The following is a 16471-nucleotide window of genomic DNA, read 5'->3' as shown; positions in this document are numbered from 1 at the left end:
TGAGTGCTTTAGCAGCATGTGAAGGCCCAAGATGCAAAGGTTGCCGCATATGGTTCTGACAATCCGAGATGTAACCAAATGCTATCCGGGACAAACGGAGGAAACAGCTGTGCTGCGCGGCGTGTCCTTGGATCTGGCAGCGGGCAGCAGCCTGGCTTTGACCGGGGAAAGCGGCTCCGGCAAAAGCACCCTTCTGCATCTGGCAGGGGCGCTGGATCAGTTCGACAGCGGAGAGATTGAAATTGCCGGAACCCGCCTGTCCGGGCTGAGCGACAGCCAGCGGGCGGCGCTGCGCCGAAGCGATGTTTCTCTTGTTTTTCAGCAATTTAATCTTATCCCTTCACTTGACACCGGAAAGAATATCGCGCTGCACGCCCGGCTGGCTGGCACGTGGGACGAGGGCTGGGGGATCCGGCTGACAGACCGCCTGGGCCTGTCCGGTCTTCTGGAACGCTATCCTGAGCAATTGTCCGGCGGACAGCAGCAGCGTGTGGCCATCGCCCGCGCTCTTGCTGTGCGGCCCAGGCTGCTGCTGGCGGATGAACCGACCGGCAATCTGGATGAAGCCGCCAGTGCCGCCGTAATGGAACTGATGCTGGACCTTGTGCGCGAAAGCGGCACCGCACTGTTTCTTGTCACCCATTCTGCAGCCATCGCGCAGTTGCTGGACCGGCGTCTGCATCTGCACCACGGCATGGCCAAATGACAGCCGCGGCGTTTCTGGCCATTCTGTCACATTGGCGGCGCCATCCGCTGCAGCTGGCAACTCTGATCGCTGGCCTGGCGCTTGCGGCTGGCTTATGGTCGGCAGTCCAAGCCATCAACGCCGAAGCCCGCGCGAGCTACGCCCGGGCAGCGGAACAGCTTGGCACCGCGGGTGTCGCCCGGCTGATCCCTGAATCTGGAACCATCTCCGTTGCCCGCTACGCCAGCCTGCGCCGTTCCGGTTGGCGGCTGGCCCCGGTACTGGAAGGCGTTATTAGGTTTGAGCGGCAAAACTTTGATATCATGGGAGTTGATCTTCTGCAGCACCCGCTGGCCCCGGCCCTAACCAAGGCCGCGGAAGCAGAGGCTGTTTCTCCGCTGGAGGCATTGCTGCCGCCCGGACGAATTTTTGCACACCCCGAAACGGCAACGCAATTGGCCGCATCTCAGAATGTCCACCCTGTAACCGAAACGGAGGCTTTGCCGCCAGGAGTGGCCTTAGCGGATCTCAGCCTTGCCAGCCGGCTGCTGCGGCGCCCCGACAGCCTGAGCTACCTGTTGGTTCTACCGGACCAGGCCCAGGGGCTGAAACCTCTGAGCGACCTGGCGCCCGGCTTGACTCTTGTCCCTGCCAGCACAGCTGCCTCGGAGACGGCGCGGCTGACGGACAGTTTCCATCTGAACCTCACCGCCTTCGGCCTGCTGTCCTTTGCCGTTGGCCTGTTCATCGTCCAGGGCACCATCGCGCTGAGCCTTGAACAGCGTCGCGGTATGATCCGGACGCTGCGAAGCCTTGGAGTACCGATGCGGCTCGTGTCCGGCCTTATTGCTGCGGAACTGGCCTTCCTCGCGCTGGCCGCGGGCATTGCCGGGCTTGCAGGCGGCTATTTGGTGGCAGCCGTATTGCTGCCCGGCGTCAATGCCACCCTGGCCGGGCTGTATGGCGCGCCGGTGGATGGCAGCCTCTCCCTGCGTCCGGGCTGGGTTCTTTCAGGTTTGGCAATGACACTTGGCGGCACATTCCTGGCTGGTGCGCAATCCCTCTTTGCGCTTTGGCGTATGCCGTTGCTAGCAGCCCCCGCAACTCATGCCCGAGGTCAGAATGCCCGCCGTTCGCACTTGGCCGGAGCTGTGTGCGGAGTGGCTTCAATCGCCGGTGGCGTATTGATACTCACAATGTTTCAAGGGCTTATTTCCGGTTTTGCATTTCTTGGCGCCCTCATGCTAGGCGCCGCGTTGCTGCTGCCGCTGCTGATTTCAACCGGGCTATCGCTTGGGGCGCGTTTAGCAAAGCGCCCCTTTGCTGAATGGTTATGGGCGGACACCCGGGCGCAACTGCCCGGTATGTCACTGGCTCTGATGGCACTTCTGCTGGCGCTGGCTGCAAACATTGGCGTTGGCACCATGGTATCCAGTTTTCGTTTAACCTTCACTGGCTGGTTGGATCAGCGCTTGTTTGCAGAGGTCTACGTCACCGCCGCAAGTGATGTTCAGGGTACTGAACTGGCGAGGTGGCTGGATGCGCAGGGCATCAAAGCTTTGTCACGCCGTTACCATGACACCCGTTTCAAAGGGGCGCCCTTACGCATTTACGGATTTGAAGACGATACTGCCTACCGCAGCAACTGGCCGCTGCTGGACGCGCTGCCGGACGTATGGGATCAGGCTGTCAGCGGGCAGGCCGTGCTGGTCAACGAACAGCTTGCGCGCCGCCATGGGCTGGCCCCAGGCGACCGCTTTGAACTTGAACCGGGATGGCAGCTGCCCATCGCCGGGGTTTACTCCGATTATGGCAATCCCCACGGGCAGGCAATGGTTTCCATGCCATCTCTTCTGGAGCATGCACCAGACATTCCCAACCGCCAATTCGGACTGCGCGTTGCTTCGCATGACATTTCTGGACTGATCAACTCAATTCGGGAAGAGTTTGATCTCCCACGGGAAAACATCACCGATCAGGCCACTGCAAAAGCCCGGTCACTCGCCGTGTTCGACAGGACCTTTGTTATCACCGCTGCGTTGAACCTGTTGACGCTTGGAGTGGCAGGATTTGCCCTTCTGACCAGCCTGCTAACCCTTTGGAACCAGCGCATGCCGCAGCTCGCGCCAGTCTGGGCGATGGGGCTCACCCGCCGTCAGCTGGCTTCTGCGGAAATCCTGCGCAGCCTGCTTCTGGCGGCTGTCACAGCAGTCCTGGCCCTACCGCTGGGACTGGTGCTGGCCTGGGCCCTCCTGTCGGTTATTAATGTAGAAGCTTTTGGCTGGAAGCTGCCGATGTATCTGTTTCCTCTGGATTGGCTGCGCCTGTTCCTGCTGGCGCTTCTCGCTGCAGTGATTGCCGCAGCACTGCCAGCCCGGCGGCTCAGCCGGATCGATCCGGCGGAACTGCTCAGGGTATTTACCAATGAACGCTAGGATTTCCTTGTCTGCGCTGATTTGCGTCTGGGCCACGTCTGCCGTGCCGCAGGGTTATGCCGGGCTGGGAACAGTCGCGGAGGGTTTTGCCTTTCCGCAACAGGAAACCCGGCTGGAATTTCCTCTCGATCACGGCCCCCACCCGGACTTCCGTATTGAGTGGTGGTACTTGACCGCAAACCTTATGGGGGAAGATGGAGCCGACTACGGCATCCAGTGGACGCTGTTCAGATCAGCCTTGGCTCCTGGCGAGGCGGAAAGCTGGCAAAGCCCGCAAATCTGGATGGCGCACGCCGCAGTGACCAGCGAGGATCAGCATTTGTTTGCGGAGCGCATAGCCCGTGGCGGCGTGGGTCAGGCAGGTGTTCAATCTATGCCTTTTGAAGCCTGGATCGATAACTGGGTGATGCGCTCCTCCGATGAAACGATTGAAAAGATTTCTCTTTCTGCTGACGGGCGGAATTTTTCCTACGATCTGGCTCTTAGCGCTGACGGGCCGCTGATCCTGCATGGAGATCACGGGTACTCGGTCAAATCCGCCAGCGGACAGGCGAGTCATTACTATTCCCAGCCCCACTACCAGGTCTCTGGCACAATTGAGCTGCCCGGCGGACCTGTGAAGGCCACAGGCCATGGCTGGCTGGACCGGGAATGGTCAAGTCAGCCGCTGGCAGAAGATCAAAGCGGCTGGGACTGGTTCTCGCTTAGCTTTGACAACGGCGACAAGCTGATGGGCTTCGTTCTGCGCGGTAAAGGCGGAGATTTCATGTCTGGCACCTGGATATCTCCCGACGGCACGGCTGAGCCGCTGGCACCTGGATCTTTTCAGGCGAACCCTATGAAAACCAGAGATGTTGAGGGGCGCGCGATACCCACGCACTGGCAAGTAAGCCTGCCTTCCAAGGGTGTTCTGGTTGAGGTGCAAGCGCTTAATCCGCAAAGCTGGATGGGCACTTCATTTTCCTATTGGGAAGGTCCGGTCACGGTGACAGGCAGCCACAGCGGCAAGGGCTACCTTGAGATGACGGGTTATGAGTAAGGGCGCCCGCAGGCGCCCTTATCTGGTTCAACGGACCACAAAGACCGAACAGTCCGAGTGGCGGATCACCCGGGCCGCGTTTGGCCCTAGCAGGTAATCCTTCAGATCCGGCTTATGCGCGCCGATCACGATAAGCCCGCTGCCTGCGGTTTCCGCGACCTTCAGAATCTCCTGATAAGCCGTCCCGGTCGCCACCAGATGGCGGACCTTGGCATTACGCTCCTTACCCAGAACGCTATCGCACAGGTCGGTCAGCCGTTGCGTAGTGTCCTTGACCGCCTTTTCGTGGTGATGCTCCTCGAAAAAGCCCGAGACCCAGCTCTCGCCAAAGTCAGGCAGCACGTTGACAACATCCAGCTGGGCCCCGTCCAGTTCGGCCAGTCGGGCAGCCTGGGACAGGACCTTTTCGTCCAGATTCTGATCGTTCAGCTCCAGAGCGCAAAGAACGGGTTTGCTCATGCTGTTACTCCTTCCTCTTCACGCGCGCGGCCGCGCTGCATCAGGGCAACCAGCGCCACCAGCAGCAGCGCCGGCAGGAACATCAGCTCCTTCGGCAACTGTCTGGCAGGCGCCTGGATCGCTACGATCTGCACCGGCTCGTCGGCGTAGAAATCAAAGCTTTCCAGGTTTGGCGCTGCCGGGGTGCCGAACATCGGCTCCTCTACCTTGACCACACTGTCCTCCTCCAGCAGCAGCAGGCCATAGGCATCCACCGCCGCCTGCCCGTCCGAACCATCAGCAGTCATGATCATCGTGGTGCTCTTGATTTCAGAAGTATCGAAATCAGGCCCCTCCACGGTGATCCGCAGCTCTGCTCCCGGTTCCGCGTCACTCAACGCTTGCGCCAGCTGGGCCGGCGGCACCTGCGCATAGGGCGGCATCACCCGGTCCATGAAGAAGTCCGGCCTGAACAGCGCAAAGGCTGCAAAGATCAGCAGGATGCTTTCATAGATCCGGTTGCGGCTGACGAAATAGCCCATGGTGCCAGCAGTAAAGACCAGGATGGCGATAGTGGCTGATATGGCAACGAGTATGCCTTGCATCCAGTTCACATCAATCAGCAGCAGATCTGTATTGAAGATGAACACAAACGGCAGTGCCACGGTCCGCAAGCTGTAGAAGAAAGCGGTAAAACCGGTGCGGATCGCATCGCCGCCCGACACGGCCGCCGCCGCAAAGCTGGCAAGCCCCACAGGCGGTGTCACATCGGCCATGATCCCGAAGTAGAACACAAACAGGTGCACGGCGATCAGCGGCACGATCAGGCCGGACTGCGCGCCCAATTCCACCACCACACCGGCCATCAGCGAGCTAACGACGATGTAGTTTGCGGTGGTAGGCAGGCCCATACCCAGAACAAGGGACAAGAGGCCGACCATCACCAGCATCAGGATCAGATTGCCGCCAGATACGAACTCGACCAGATCAGCCATCACCTGTCCCACACCTGTCAGCGTCACGGTGCCTACGATCACGCCTGCGGTGGCGGTTGCCAGCGCAATGCCAATCATGTTGCGGGCACCGTCGATCAGGCCGTTCCAGAGATCATGAACCCCTTCGACAAAGGCGTTTGCCATGTTGCTTTGGCCGCGGAAGATCGCCTTGAGCGGCTTCTGGGTCAGAAGGATCACAAACAGCAGTGCGGTGGCCCAGAAGGCCGACAACCCAGGCGACTTCTGCTCAATCATCAGGAAGTAGACCAGCACGATGATCGGCAGCAGGTAATGCAACCCTGCCTTGTAGATCTCGGCGACAACCGGCAGTTCCACCTCTTGCGCATTTGGGTCATCCGGCACCAGATCATCAACGCCGGAGGCCAGCCACAGCAGGGCAATATAAGCGGCGACAACAAGCGCAGACAGGGTAAGACCGGAGGCGCCCGGCATCGCAGAAACAATCCACTTCACCGGATACTGAACGCCATAGCACAGCGCCGCAAAGCCCGCGAAGAACAGGGCCATGCCGCCGATTGTGCGGCCCATGGAGACGACGCGGTTGCCCAGCGTCGGCATGTTCCGCTTCACCGCTTCCAGATGCACGATATAGACCAGCGCGATGTAGGAAATTGCGGCTGGCAGGAAGGCATGGGTGATCACCTCGACATAGGAGATGCCCACGTATTCCACCATCAGGAAGGCCGCAGCACCCATCACCGGCGGCATGATCTGGCCGTTCACAGAGGATGCAACCTCGACCGAGCCTGCCTGCTCAGAGGTGAAGCCCACCCGCTTCATCAGCGGAATGGTGAAGGTGCCGGTGGTGACCACGTTGGCGATGGAGGAGCCGGAGATCAGGCCGGTTGCGGCAGAACCTACAACAGCCGCCTTGGCCGGGCCGCCGCGCAGGTGGCCAAGCGCCCCGAATGCCATTTTGATGAAGTAGTTACCCGCCCCAGCCTTATCCAGCAGCGCGCCGAACAGCACGAAGAGGAAGACGAATTTGGTAGAGACCCCCAGGGCAATGCCGAACACTCCCTCGGAGGTGATCCACATGTGGCTCATCGCCTTTTTCAGGCTGGCGCCCTTCCAGCGGATAACCTCGGGCACCCAATCGGAAGAGCCGAAGAATACATAGGCCAGGAAGATCGTCGCGATGATCGCCATTGCCGGACCAAGCGCGCGGCGGGCGGCTTCGAACAGCAGGATCAGGCCAGCGAGGGCAAACCACTTGTCCATGTCGTCGGCAAGGCCGCCGGAATCAACGATTTTCTGATAGAAAATATAGCCGTACATCGCGATTGCAGTTCCGGCCAATGCGAAAATCCAATCCTGGACCGGGATGTAATTCCGCGGGCTGGATTTCAGCGCAGGATAGGCCGCGTAGGCCAGGAAAATAGCAAAGGCCAAATGGATTTGGCGTGAGTTGTTCACCACGCTGCCAGGCAGCAGCAGGTTGGCCACCGGCGAGGCCAGGATGACTTGGAACACGGACCAGATAACGGCGACGATTGCCAGGAACAGCCCCACGCTTCCCACCGGGTTGCGGGCGCCGGCGTCGGAGGACGCGACCAGTTCCTGAAGCTCTTCTTCGCTGAGCGGCCGATTTCCCTGAGCATCGGATGTCATGGATAATCTCCCCTGCGGCCGCCGTTTTCCGGGGCCGGAATAGTCAAGCCCGGGCCTTTGGCCTCAGGCAAAAACGGGGCGCTTGATGCGCCCCGTTCCTGTTGTCTGGCGGATTATTCGATCCAGCCTTTTTCTTTGTAGTACTTCTCTGCGCCCGGATGCAGCGGCGCCGACAGGCCGTCCGCGATCATCTCTTCCGGCTTCAGGTTGGCAAACGCCGGATGCAGCTTCTGGAAGGCTTCAAAGTTTTCGAAGACAGAGCTCACCACTGCATAAACCGCATCCTCAGACACGTCGGCGGAAGTCACGAAGGTCGCACCGACACCAAAGGTGTTGGTGTCATTGTCGGACCCGCGGTACATGCCGCCCGGGATGGTGGCGGTACGGTAGAAGGAGTTGTCGCCCACCAGTTTTTCCACGGCTTCGCCGTCCACGGTCACCAGAACCGAGTCACAGGCGGTGGTGGCTTCCTGGATGGAACCGGACGGGTGGCCAACCGTGTAGATCATCGCGTCGATCTGATTGTCGCACAGCGCTGCGGACTGTTCTGCCGCTTTCAGCTCAGTTGCCAGGGCGAAATCTTCCATGCCCCAGCCCTTGGCTTCCATCAGAACTTCCATGGTGCCGCGCTGGCCGGAGCCCGGGTTGCCGATGTTGACGCGCTTGCCCTTGAGGTCGTCAAAGGTGGAGATTCCTGCATCTGCACGGGCAACAACGGTGAAGGGTTCCGGATGCACGGAGAACACCGCGCGCAGACCTTCGAAGGGACCCGCTTCCTCGAACTTGGAGGACCCGTTGTAGGCATGATACTGCCAGTCGGATTGGGCTACGCCGAACTGCAGCTCGCCCTCGCGGATTGTGTTGATGTTGTAGACCGAGCCACCAGTGGATTCGACGGCGCACTTGAAGCCGTGCTCCTTGCGGCCCTTGTTCACCAGACGGCAGATGGCGCCGCCGGTCGGGTAGTAGACGCCGGTCACGCCGCCGGTGCCGATGGTGATGTATTCCTGAGCAAATGCTGCAGGCGCCGAAAAGGACGCCGCCACCAATGCACCGATAGCCAGCTTGGTGTGTTTCATGATCAAGTCTCTCCCACTTGTCTTATGAATTGCAGCTTGTTCGCGTCCGCCTGAAATACAATTCTGCGGTCGTCCCACAGCCGTTTGTTCTGGCTCGCAAAGCAAGCTGTGTGCGGATTATTTTGCACGCGCAGAAGGGTTCCACTGCCACCGTCGCAAGTCAAGACTGCTATTTATTGACGCACCCTCTTTGGCTCCTTTTTTCCCCTTATTGACGCTAGTTAGAGATTTTTCCCCGCAAACGCATGGCGCTTCATCACGGTCAATGCGCAAAGTTTTTTCTTGCAGGGAAAGATCAGTTGAGCGCGATTCTTAATTGCCTCCCCTTGAACCCGAAGACTTAAAATCGCTTATGCTGAAGTTTCCTGCTGCTTTACCCGCACGTAAAATCAACCGGTGACAAACCGCAGCAAGTTGGCTATGAAACAGCCCATAAAAAAATTTGAGCCACGGTTTAAGAAACGCCGGGGCCGTTACCAGCAATTGACAGGGAGCTTGCAGCTATGCTGCTGAGCCAAGTAATTTTCAGCAATCCGTCCCTGACGGACTTTTGGGCTTTGGAACGATGCGTTTCCGCCCAGGCCCGTCGGCTACCCCGAGAAATCAGCGCCCCGCTGACGTGTGATGTGGAGCCCGAATTCCGGTGCACGCCTCGCAAATGGGAGTTGATTCTCGCCGAAGCGCATGAGCGCGGCCTGAGAGCGCGGCAAGCAGCCTGACACTTCTTTGATCTGTGAAAATCTGAGATGGCGCCCCGGCTACCTGACGGCAGCCGGGGATATTTTGGTTACTCAGCCGCGCTGGTTTGGGACTCACCTTTGATACGCTCACGCATGGCTTGCATCATCGCGTAAAGCACAGGCACAACAATCACGCCGACAACAGTCGCCGCCAGCATGCCGCCAAACACGGCAATGCCGATTGCCTTCTGGCTGGCAGCGCCGGCACCCGATGCAATCAGCAGCGGCACCACGCCCAGCAGGAAGGACAATGCAGTCATCATGACAGCGCGGAAGCGCTGCTTGGCTGCTTCATGCGCGGCTTCGCGGATGCTGAGGCCAGCGGCCCTCTGCTCCATCGCGAACTCCACTATCAGGATCGCGTTTTTGGAGGCCAGGCCGATCAGCATGATCATCCCGATTTGGGTGTAGAGGTTGATGTCATTGCCAGCAATCGCCACCGCAGCGACGGCCCCGAACAGTGCAACAATCACCGACAGCAGAATGGCAACCGGCATCGTCCAGCTTTCGTATTGCCCAACCAGGAACAAGTAGCCGAACAGCACCGCCATCGCCAGGATCACTGTCACCAGCCCAGCCGAGTCCAGCTGCTGCTGTGCGGTACCGGTCCACTCAAAAGCATATCCCGGCGGCAGCGCGGTAGCGGCCTCCTCCTGCATCACCCGGATCGCGTCGCCAGTTGACAACCCCGGTGCCGGAACCGCGGTAACGGTCGCTGAGCGGAAGATGTTGTGCCGCTTCAGAAGCACCGGCCCGAGTACGTTCTCTACGTCGATCAAAGTCGACAGCGGCACCATCTCACCCGACTGAGCCCGAACATACAGGCCGCCGATATCCTCGATCTTGTCGCGGTAGGACCCCTCTGCTTGCAGCATCACCTTGTAGACGCGGCCAAACAGGTTGAAGTCGTTGACGTAGTAGGAGCCCAGATGCGCCTGCATGGTTTGGAACACCTCAGCAATCGGCACGTTCAGCGTCTTGGCCTTTTCCCGGTCCAGATCGACGAACACCTGGGGCACATTGGCCCGGAAGGTGGTGTAGGACTGGGCAATCTCAGGCCGTTGGTTGGCTGAATAAACCAGCGAGCCGACCGATTGCGCCAGGTCTTGCGGGGTACCGCCTGCGGTCTGCTGCACCGCCATTTCGACACCGGCCGACATGCCCAGGCCGGAAATCGGCGGCGGGTTGAAGGCAACGATACTGGCCGCGGCCTCGCTGTTGGCAATGCCATAGATCTGGCCGAGTATTGCGTTGGGCTGCAGCGTCTCGTCTTGCCGTTCATCCCAAGGCGACAAGTTGGCGATAATCATCGCACCATTGGCGCTGGCGCCGTTCAGCAGGCTGAAACCGTTCACAAGCACGGTGCCTTGCACGCCAGGGATATCCCGGATCAGCTCGTCGATCCGGCGCGTCACCGTCTCTGTCCGCCCCAGCGCCGCCGCATCAGGCAGCTGAACATCAACAAACAGATAGCCGTTGTCCTCAGCCGGCAGAAAACCCTTGGAGGTCGAATTGAAGACCGCGCCGGTTCCCAAGGCCACCGCAGCGATGATTGCCAGCCCGATCACAGGCAGCCGCAGCAGCCGGGTCACGATGCTGAGGTACCCGCTGCGCACCCCGCCGATTGCATTCTCAAACATCGCCAGCAGGCCCTTGGGCGGGCCCGAACGGGGTTTGAGCACAATGGCGCAAAGTGCCGGCGACAAGGTGAGCGCATTGACCGAGGAAATCACCACAGCAACGGAGATCGTCACAGCAAATTGCGAATAGAGCTTGCCGGTGATCCCGGGCATGAAGGTGACCGGCACAAACACCGCCAGCAGCACCAGCGTGGTTGCGATAACCGGGCCGGTGATCTGCCCCATCGCTTTGCGGGTCGCATCGGGCGGTGACAGCCCTTCCTCGGCAATGATGCGCTCGACGTTCTCAACCACCACGATGGCGTCATCCACCACGATGCCGATCGCCAGCACCAGCGCAAACAGCGAGATGGTGTTGAGCGACATGCCAAGCGCCAGCAAGAAGGCAAAGGTGCCGATCAGGGAAACCGGAATCGCCACGGCCGGAATGATCGTGGCGCGGAACGACCCCAGGAAGATGAAAACAACCGAAATCACCAGCACGAAGGTCATCATCAGGGTGGAAATCACATCGTTCAGTGATTGTTCGACGAAATCTGTGGTGTTGAATGGCACCGCGTAAGAAACGTCCTCGGGGAAATCCGCAGACAGGCGTTCCATTTCCGCAAGCACATTCTCCGACACAGCAAGCGCGTTGGCGCCCGGAGCCTGGTAGACCGCCAGAATGGTGGCCGGGACACCGTCAAAGAAGCCCGAAGAGCTGTAGTTCGAAGCGCCCAGTTCCACCTTGGCAATATCCCTCAGCCGCACGGTGCTGCCGCCGTCGCCAGTTCGAATGACGATATCTTCGAACTCGCTGACCTCAGTCAGCCGGCCCTTGGACTTGATCGTGTACTGGAACACCTGATCGCCTGGAACTGGTGGCGCCCCCACCTGCCCTGCCGACACCTCAATGTTCTGCTCCTGCACTGCGCTGACCACATCACCCGGCGAAATGCCCAGGCCTGCCATCTTGTTCGGGTCCAGCCAGACCCGCATGGCGTATTCGAAATTGGTCAGGATATCCGCCTTGCCGACGCCGTTCACACGCGCCAGCGCATCCTTGATGTTGATAGCGGCATAGTTTGACAGGAAGACGCTGTCATAGGACCCGTTGGGTGATGTCAGCGCCGTCACCAGCAGCATGTTGGAGGAGCTTTTCTGAGTGACGACCCCGTTGGCGTTGACCTCAGCAGGAAGCGAAGCGGTGGCCTGTGCCACCCGGTTCTGCACGTTGACCGACGCGATATCGGGATCGGTTCCGACCTCGAAGGTTACCGCCAGCGAATAGCTGCCGTTATCAGCTGAGGTTGAGGACATATAGAGCATGCCGTCCACGCCATTGACCTGCGCTTCGATCGGCGCGGCGACGCTTTTTTCAACGGTTTCCGCATTGGCGCCAGTGTATGTGGCGGTGACATTCACCACCGGCGGCGTGATTTCCGGGAACTGCGCAACCGGCAGTGCGAAATAGCCGATGACGCCCATGACCGTCAGCACAAGGGAAATGACGATCGCGAACTTCGGCCTTGAGATGAAAGTTGAAGAGAACATTGCTTATTCTCCAGCCTGTGCTGCCATGACCGGATCCACCTCGACACCGGGACGGATCTTTTGCAGGCCTTCGACCACCACGCTCTCGCCTTTGGTCAGCCCGTCCAGCACAATAATTCCAGTGCCTTGCACGTCGCCGGTTGCAATATAGCGCTGCTGCACTTGGTTATTTTCATCCACAACCAGAACAAACGGCCCCTGCTGGTCGCGCTGGATCGCTGCCTGGCTGATAACAATCCGGTCGACGGCCTCTTGCGACTGTAGCCCGACGGTCAAAAAGGCACCGTCCAGAATGAGGCGGTTGTCGTTCTTGAATTCCGCCCGGACAGTAACTGCCCCGGTTGCCGGATCCACCCGGTTGCCTGCAAAGGCAATGCGTCCCTTTTCCTCCAGCTCAGCACCATTAGGCAGAACGACAAAAACTTCTGGCGCGGTTTCTGTGTTTCCGCGATCGATGCCCTCGGCTTCCAGCTCCTGCAGGATTTCTACGAATTGTTTTTCGTTCAGCGAGAAGGACACATAAACTGGTGCTTCACGCACAATATTCACCAGCGGCGATCCGCTGGGGCTGACCACATCCCCGATGCTAACCTCGACACGCCCTACACGGCCGGAAAACGGTGCATGGATTTCAGTGTAGCTCAGATCCAGCTCTGCCTGCTGGATCGCTGCTGCTGCGGCTCTCACCTGCGCCTCGGCCACCAGTTCATTCGCGCGAGCGGTATCCCGATCCGCTTCCGGAACCGAACCTCGCTCGAACAGTTCCTGCTTTCGCGCCAAATCCAGCGAGGCCAGCTCCAAATTGGCCTCTGCCTGCGCCAGCTCCGCCCGGCGACTCTCCAGCACAGCCTCATAGGCGCTGCGTTCAATCCGGAACAGAACATCGCCTTTCTCGACCTCGGCACCATCCTTGACCAGGACCTCCTCCAGGTAGCCGTTGACCCGGGCCATAATGTCAGCCTTGTCGATTGCCTCGCCCCTACCAATGAAGGTTGCGGTGTCTTTGATCGGTTTGATTACCGCCTCGGAGACCGACACTTTGGGCGCGGTCCCTTGCTGCTGTGCCAGAGCTGAGCCTGCGGCAGTCAAGCTTACAGCAGTAATAAATGCCAGCCCGGTCCGGCCGGTCAGGCCCCTGTTCCAGAAACACGTCATTCTTGAGCCTTTCAATTAAACAGAAAATTCAGCGCAGCCGCATTCCCGGTCTGCCGCCCCGTATCCAAATCGTTACCCTATTGAATACCTTCCCAGCGCACATCTGCAAGCTGCACACGCCTCGGCCGCAAACTTCCGTCGCTGCCGGCCCGGCACGACCGCTTGTTCCGTAACGGAACCACAGGGCGCCGAAAGGCGTTAAAAATATGGAGCCTGCCGTTCAGTCACATCCGGTTCACGTCATTTGATAACCCGGGACGGGCCATTACTTTAACTCAGCAAAACCCTCTGGCTTGCAAGCAAGGAGACTGTCATGCGTTGGAGAGGACGGCGGGGAAGCCGGAACATCGAGGACCGGCGGGGCCGCCGGATGACAGGCAGAACCGCGGGCATCGGCGGCGCCGGGCTTCTGCTGGTCGTGGTCGCGGGTGCCTTTTTCGGGGTGGACCTGACGCCGCTGCTGCAAGGCTCCGCACCGCACAGCAGCAGCCCTGCCCCAATCACAGCAGCCGACCAGGAAGCCGCCGAATTCGTCAGCGTTGCCCTCGCCGATACCGAAGAGGTCTGGACCTCCATTTTTGAGCAGCAGCTCGGACGCCGCTACAGCCCGGCAGTTCTTGTGCTGTACAAAGGCGTCACACAATCGCCTTGCGGCGGGGCAAACGGAGCCACCGGCCCGTTCTATTGCCCGCTGGATGAAAAGGTCTATCTCGACACCTCGTTCTTCACCACACTCAGCCAACGGCTGGGCGCACGGGGGGATTTCGCAGCAGCTTATGTCGTTGCCCATGAGGTCGCCCATCATGTCCAGAACGAGCTTGGCATCCTGGGCGAAACGCAGCGCGTGCGGGCCCGCGTGAGCGACGTGGAGTCCAATGCGATTTCTGTCCGCACAGAACTGCAGGCCGATTGCTTTTCCGGGATCTGGGCCCGCTATGCACAGGACGCCCTGGGCACGCTGGAACCCGGCGACATAGAAGAGGCGATGAACGCAGCCAAGCAGATCGGCGATGATACGCTGCAACGCAATGCCGGGCAGGTACCGCAGCCGCATACGTTTTCCCATGGCACCAGCGCACAGAGGCAAGCTTGGTTTGCACGCGGGTTCCAATCCGGTGATGTGAAATCCTGCGATACGTTTTCGGCCGGTTCTTTGTGACACCTTGAGAACGCAGGCCATTGAAATCTCTTGAGGCTGATGTTTCTGTAGCCGCACAGATATCACCGCACCGGCCTTGCATGGCTGGCCGTTTCCGGCCGCTTGCGCAGTGCCACAGCAACCCAAGGGAGACAGCCTTATGAAAGTTGATGGGACGCACTACCGGTCTCTGTGGTGGGATCACGAGAAGGACGCTCTGCAGATCATCGACCAGCGCTGGCTGCCGCATGAATTCCGCATTCAGCCGGTGGAGACTCTGCAGGAATTTGCCGATGCCATTGTTGAAATGCGGGTCCGCGGCGCGCCCCTGATCGGTGCAACTGCCGCCTACGGCATGGCGCTTGCGATGCGGCTGGATCCGTCCGATACAGCGATGGACCAAGCTTGGAGTTTCCTCAACGCAACCCGCCCAACAGCGGTCAACCTGCGTTGGGCACTGGACCGCTGTCGCGCCCACCTGCGGCCTCTGGCGGAACCGGAACGCGCTGCCGCAGCCCTGCTGCTGGCACATGAAATTGCCGATGAAGACGTAGAAATCAACCGCTGCATCGGTGTGCACGGGCTGGAACTGGTCCGGCAGATCGCCGCGGGTAAGCCTGCTGGCGAACCGGTCCGGCTGCTGACCCATTGCAACGCAGGCTGGCTGGCAACTGTGGATTGGGGCACCGCCACCAGCCCGATGTATCACGCGCATGAGGCCGGCATTCCTGTTCATGTCTGGGTCGACGAAACCCGCCCGCGCAACCAGGGCGCATTAACCGCATGGGAGCTGGGCAGCCACGGCATCAGCCACAGCTACATCAGCGACAACGCGGGCGGCCACCTGATGCAGCATGGCCAGGTTGATCTGGTGATCACCGGCACCGACCGCACCACCCGCCGCGGCGACGTCTGCAACAAGATCGGCACCTATCTGAAGGCGCTGGCCGCCAAGGACAACGGTGTGCCCTTCTACGTCGCCCTGCCCTCGCCGACTATCGACTGGACCGTTTCCAACGGTGTTGCCGAAATCCCGATTGAGGAACGCAGCGCGCGTGAGGTCACCCATGTTCAGGGCAAAACCGAAGACGGCGCAATCGGCGTTGTCCAAGTGACGCCGGACGGAACCCCAGGCGGCAACCCGGCGTTTGACGTGACACCGAACCGTCTGGTGACCGGCCTGATCACCGAGCGCGGCATCTGCGCCGCATCCGAGGAAGGCCTGGCCGGCCTGTTCCCGGAGATGGCCGCGGCGAAATCCGCCTGATGCCGGACGCCGCGCCGTGAAGCCGCCGTATCACGACTCCACCGAACTCAGGCAGGCGGTGATTGACGCCTGCCTGGAAATGAACGCCGCGGGCATCAATCAGGGCACTTCCGGCAATATCTCAGTGCGGGTGGAAGATCAGATGCTGATCACACCGTCCGGCGTTCCATATGAGACTCTGCTGCCGGATGACCTTGTGCTGATGCCACTGGACTGCAGTCGCGCGCCGAAGGGGCCATTGCAGCCCTCAACTGAATGGCCCTTTCATCAGGCGATCCTTCAGGCAAAACCCGGCGTGAACGCCGTGGTCCACGCTCATCCCATCTATTGCAGTGCGCTGGCGATGAACCGCCAATCAATCCCGGCCTGCCACTACATGGTCGCGGCCTTTGGCGGCAGGGATGTTCCGGTCGCCGGTTACGCCCTGTTCGGAAGCGTGCAACTGTCCGAAAATATTCTACGCGCGCTGCAGCAACGCAGTGCCTGCCTTATGGCCAACCATGGCGCGGTTGCCACCGGCGACAGCCTGCCCCGGGCACTATGGCGCATGGTGGAATTGGAAGCACTGGCAAAGAGTTACGCAGTCAGCCTCACTATAGGTAAACCGCACATCCTGAGTGACGCTGAAATGGCAGAAGCCATTGCAGCTTTTGCTGACTACGGGCTGAAAGATAGCCGTTGATCTTGCGCACTCG

Annotated in this window: 11 protein-coding genes; 6 read left to right on the top strand and 5 right to left on the bottom strand. The window is 60.0% G+C overall.

From position 1 onward, the window contains the following. Nucleotides 1-49 precede the first annotated feature (49 nt). Genes RA25_RS07735 through RA25_RS07725 form a run of 3 tightly spaced genes read left to right on the top strand, consistent with a single transcriptional unit; the run spans nucleotide 50 to nucleotide 4159 of the window. A complete protein-coding gene (locus RA25_RS07735) occupies nucleotides 50-706 on the top strand; it encodes an ABC transporter ATP-binding protein (protein WP_039171176.1) in 657 nt (218 codons plus the stop codon). Next, entirely contained in the window at nucleotides 703-3120 is a 2418-nt protein-coding gene (locus tag RA25_RS07730; protein ID WP_039171174.1) for an ABC transporter permease, read from the top strand. Before RA25_RS07735 ends, RA25_RS07730 begins: the two co-directional genes overlap by 4 nt. Next, nucleotides 3110-4159 (top strand): lipocalin-like domain-containing protein, encoded by a 1050-nt coding sequence (locus RA25_RS07725; protein ID WP_039171170.1) that lies wholly within the window; start codon nucleotides 3110-3112, stop codon nucleotides 4157-4159. Before RA25_RS07730 ends, RA25_RS07725 begins: the two co-directional genes overlap by 11 nt. Nucleotides 4160-4186: 27 nt before the next feature. On the opposite strand, the gene RA25_RS07720 is transcribed toward RA25_RS07725, so the two are convergent. From RA25_RS07720 to RA25_RS07700, 5 genes are all read right to left on the bottom strand, one after another. Next, the gene (locus RA25_RS07720) at nucleotides 4187-4618 is read right to left on the bottom strand and encodes a universal stress protein (RefSeq protein ID WP_039145973.1); all 432 of its coding nucleotides are present in this window, start codon (nucleotides 4616-4618) and stop codon (nucleotides 4187-4189) included. After that, entirely contained in the window at nucleotides 4615-7224 is a 2610-nt protein-coding gene (locus tag RA25_RS07715) for a TRAP transporter permease (RefSeq protein ID WP_039171167.1), read from the bottom strand. The genes RA25_RS07720 and RA25_RS07715 overlap by 4 nt, the downstream gene beginning before the upstream one ends. A gap of 113 nt (nucleotides 7225-7337) precedes the next feature. Continuing rightward, nucleotides 7338-8303, bottom strand: coding sequence for a TAXI family TRAP transporter solute-binding subunit (locus RA25_RS07710; protein WP_019297825.1), 966 nt, complete (start codon nucleotides 8301-8303; stop codon nucleotides 7338-7340). Between the two features lie 787 nt (nucleotides 8304-9090). Beyond that, nucleotides 9091-12216 carry an efflux RND transporter permease subunit gene (locus tag RA25_RS07705; protein WP_019297826.1) on the bottom strand — a complete coding sequence of 1042 codons (3126 nt, stop codon included), beginning with the start codon at nucleotides 12214-12216 and terminating at the stop codon, nucleotides 9091-9093. 3 nt (nucleotides 12217-12219) lie between these two features. Next, a complete protein-coding gene (locus RA25_RS07700) occupies nucleotides 12220-13305 on the bottom strand; it encodes an efflux RND transporter periplasmic adaptor subunit (RefSeq protein WP_241477381.1) in 1086 nt (361 codons plus the stop codon). A gap of 379 nt (nucleotides 13306-13684) precedes the next feature. Between RA25_RS07700 and ypfJ the strand changes: the two genes are divergently transcribed. From ypfJ to RA25_RS07685, 3 genes are all read left to right on the top strand, one after another. Next, nucleotides 13685-14530: a KPN_02809 family neutral zinc metallopeptidase gene (ypfJ, locus tag RA25_RS07695; protein WP_039171165.1), complete on the top strand. Its 846-nt coding sequence runs from the start codon at nucleotides 13685-13687 to the stop codon at nucleotides 14528-14530. Nucleotides 14531-14669: 139 nt separating this feature from the next. Further along, the gene (mtnA, locus tag RA25_RS07690; protein ID WP_039171162.1) at nucleotides 14670-15776 is read left to right on the top strand and encodes an S-methyl-5-thioribose-1-phosphate isomerase; all 1107 of its coding nucleotides are present in this window, start codon (nucleotides 14670-14672) and stop codon (nucleotides 15774-15776) included. A 16-nt stretch (nucleotides 15777-15792) separates the two neighbouring features. After that, the gene (locus RA25_RS07685; RefSeq protein WP_019297830.1) at nucleotides 15793-16458 is read left to right on the top strand and encodes a class II aldolase/adducin family protein; all 666 of its coding nucleotides are present in this window, start codon (nucleotides 15793-15795) and stop codon (nucleotides 16456-16458) included. Nucleotides 16459-16471: the final 13 nt, after the last annotated feature.

The organism is Leisingera sp. ANG-S5 (genome assembly GCF_000813925.1).
Taxonomy (GTDB): Bacteria; Pseudomonadota; Alphaproteobacteria; order Rhodobacterales; family Rhodobacteraceae; genus Leisingera.
The sequence above is the reverse complement of the archived record's forward strand: the minus strand, read 5'-3'. Positions and strand labels throughout refer to the sequence as shown.